Source organism: uncultured Clostridium sp. (assembly GCF_934754915.1).
In the GTDB taxonomy this organism is placed as follows: domain Bacteria; phylum Bacillota; class Clostridia; order Clostridiales; family Clostridiaceae; genus Clostridium.
In genome coordinates this window covers 1-2,740 of record NZ_CAKVKB010000267.1, presented here as the reverse complement: position 1 = coordinate 2,740, position 2,740 = coordinate 1, and the positions used below count along the sequence as shown (strand labels likewise).

The 2,740-nt window shown below is 30.0% G+C and carries 2 protein-coding genes; one reads left to right on the top strand and one right to left on the bottom strand.

All coding sequences use genetic code 11. From position 1 onward, the window contains the following. The coding region (locus Q0F58_RS18615) for a PLP-dependent aspartate aminotransferase family protein (protein WP_294379427.1) at positions 1-1,161 on the bottom strand (1,161 nt) is incomplete at its 3' end. A gap of 141 nt (positions 1,162-1,302) precedes the next feature. Here Q0F58_RS18615 and Q0F58_RS18610 point away from each other — a divergent pair. After that, on the top strand, positions 1,303-2,740 hold a 1,438-nt coding region (locus Q0F58_RS18610), incomplete at its 3' end, for a PucR family transcriptional regulator ligand-binding domain-containing protein (protein WP_294379424.1).

Sequence of the window (2,740 nt, the reverse complement as noted above, 5' to 3'; positions counted from 1 at the left end):
AAGAGCCTGATCTAAATCTGCAATTAAATCATCAACATCTTCAATACCAACTGATATTCTAACTTGTCCATCAAAAATACTTACTGCATGTCTTTGTTCAGGAGTCATATCAAAGTGGCTCATTGTTGGTGAATGCTGTATCAATGAATCAACATTTCCAAGACTTGTTGCAAGACTGATTACTTTAACTGAATTCATTACAGTCCTTACAGCATCAATTCCACCTTTAATATCCACACTCATCATTCCTCCATATCCTCTCATCTGCTTTTTAGCTATTTCATGAGTTGGATGATCTTCAAGTCCTGGATAATAAACTTTTTCAACCTTTGGATGATTCTTCAAGAACTTTGCAACTTTCATAGCATTTTCACAATGTCTTTCCATACGAACACCTAATGTCTTCATTCCTTGCATAATCTGCCATGCATCAAATGGAGAAAGTACAGAACCAAAACATTGCAAATATGGCATTCTTGCTTTATCAATAAATTCTTTTGAACTTGCTATAACACCTGCTACAACTGTACCATGTCCACATAAGTATTTTGTTGCACTGTGTACTACAACATCTGCTCCTAAATCTAACGGATTCTGAAGATAAGGTGATGCAAATGTACTATCAACTACAACCTTAACACCTTCATGCTTATGTACCTGTTTGCTTATTGCTTCAATATCACTTATTTTTAATGTAGGATTGGCTGGTGTTTCTACATATACTAATTTAGTATTGGGCTTTATTGCTTTTTCAATAGCTTCAACATCTGTAGTATCAACTATTGTGTATTCAACATTAAATTTAGGAAGTATTTTAGTAAATAATGCAAATGAGCAGCCATAAATTACATCTCCAAATATAATGTGATCTCCTGCTTTAAGCTGGGATATTGTTGCAATTGATATTGCTCCAAGACCAGAACCTACTGCTAATGCTGCTTCAGCATGTTCCAATAAAGCTATTTTATTTTCAAGTTCTGCAACTGTTGGGTTTCCAAATCTTGAATATACAAAACCTTGATCTACATGCTGATTTAAATAAACTGCTGTATCAAAATCTGGTAAAACGAATGTTGATGTTTGATATAATGGACTTACATGTGAACCAGTTTCTTTATCATGAACCTGTCCAGCATGTATAACTTGTGTATTAATTTTCATAAATAATTCCTCCTCTTTTTTTGTATTTTGTATTTTCTATGAGTTAATGATATAATATCCTTAATTTTAAAACTATGTACATTTTGTCCATTATTTTCATTAATTTTTTATACAAATTATATTAAAGAAAGGAGTTTAAAAATGAAAAATACTTATACTCTGTATGATTTTCTTTCATTAAAAAAATATGAGAAATCTATAATAATGAACTCTGACTTAAAAACAAAAGATATATTGATCAAACACATTTCAGTTATAGAACCTCCTGTTGGCAATTTTATACGTAAAAATGAAATGGTCTTAACAACAGCTGTAAATTGTCATGATTCTGAAGAGTCATTAATTAAATTTATAAAAGAACTCTTTTCTTCAGGTGCTTCTGTAATAGCTGTTGCATTTGAAAATCCAAACTACTTTATCCCATCAAAAGTAATACAATTCATTAATGAACATAATATTCCTTTAATTCAGCTTCCTTGGGATTATCGCTTTGCTGATATTGTAGAAGATGTTCTGGCACAGCTCAAACATAAAGAAATAATAGAAAAACAGAAATGGGAGTCACTTCAGAAAAAGCTGCTCACTGCATATCTTAATGAGAAAGGCATTGATGATGCAGCTGAAATTATCAGTCATGTCATACCAAATGACATTATAATAACAGATAATCTGAACTCCCCTCTTGCTTTTATCCACAACAAACATAAAATAAATATTAACTCTATTCATGCAAAGCCTCTTCTTTTAGATAACTGTATAACATTATCCAAAATATTTATCGATAACAAAACTGTTGGACTAGTTTATATAAAATTAGATAACAAGACTGAATATGAGTATAAAGAAATATTTGAAAATTATCTAAATATGCCATTATCACTATGGTTCAACAAGGCTGCTATTATTGCATCTACCAAAAATGATCTTTTAGATGATTTTACTTGGAAAATGGCCAAAGGTGAAATAGAAAACTCTGAAGAGGAATTTGCCAGAGGAAGAAATTTGGGATTAAGGCTTAATAAAAACTATTTATGCATAGTAGGAAGGATAAATAATTTCCCCTGTATGGTCAATTCTACAAGAGAAGCAATTATTGACTGGGTAGATACAAATGCTTCTACAATAAAAAAACGTATCGATATCTTTAAACAACATATTTCATGCGATCTTGTATATACACTTCATTTAGAATACATAATCATATATTTAGAAGAAACGTCCTATGATAAACCTCAAAATATAAATAAAATCATTCAATTTTTAAATAACCAGCTAACCAAGCAATATCAACAATTAATCTGTTCATGGGGAATAGGAAGACAGTCAACTCCTAAGCAGTCATATAATCAAATGTATAAAGATGCTAAATTAGCAGCTGATTTATGTCTTAAAGAAAAGCCATTAGGAAATTACTATGAATACAAAGATATTGAAATTTATAAACTTTTATCCAATAATACTAATAATATAGAATCATTGAATATATCTGATAAGTATTTACAGAATCTAATTGAATATGGCAAAAGAAAGCAAATAGATTTGCTTTCATTTTTTGAAACATTTGTTGAAAATAATTGCA